At 66.3% G+C, this 380-nt stretch carries 1 pseudogene; it reads right to left on the reverse strand.

Features of this window, described 5'->3' with window-relative positions:
- A pseudogene (locus KDL01_RS42805) lies at positions 1 to 303 on the reverse strand (N-acetylglucosamine/diacetylchitobiose ABC transporter substrate-binding protein); the annotation flags it as partial.
- Positions 304 to 380: the final 77 nt, after the last annotated feature.

Here is a 380-nt window from a genome sequence, read left to right on the forward strand (position 1 = left end):
GGGGAAGTTCTTCTCGTAGACCTTCACGGCGTCCTCGGCGTACTCCTTGCCGAAACCGCCGTCGAACAGCACGAATTCCATCTGCGCGCCGTCATTGACGCCCAGCGGGTTCTTCGCGGTCTTCTTGCCCGCCTTGGCCTTCTCCTGGTCCTCCCCGCCCCCGCTGGCGCACGCGGACAGGAAACTCATCGTCGGTACGGACAACAGGCCGAGCGCGGCGGACCGCTTGATCAGAGCGCGGCGGCCGACGCCGGTGGTGCTCTTGTCGCCGGCGCCGGTGTTCTCGGCGGAAGTGGATCCCATGCTCAAGTCCTCGCCTTCTCCAGGACTCAGGCGGTGAACCGGATCCTTCCCGGCACCGCGTTCGGGTCAAGCTGGGT

The organism is Actinospica durhamensis, from assembly GCF_018139695.1.
Classification (GTDB): Bacteria; Actinomycetota; Actinomycetes; order Streptomycetales; family Catenulisporaceae; genus Actinospica; species Actinospica durhamensis.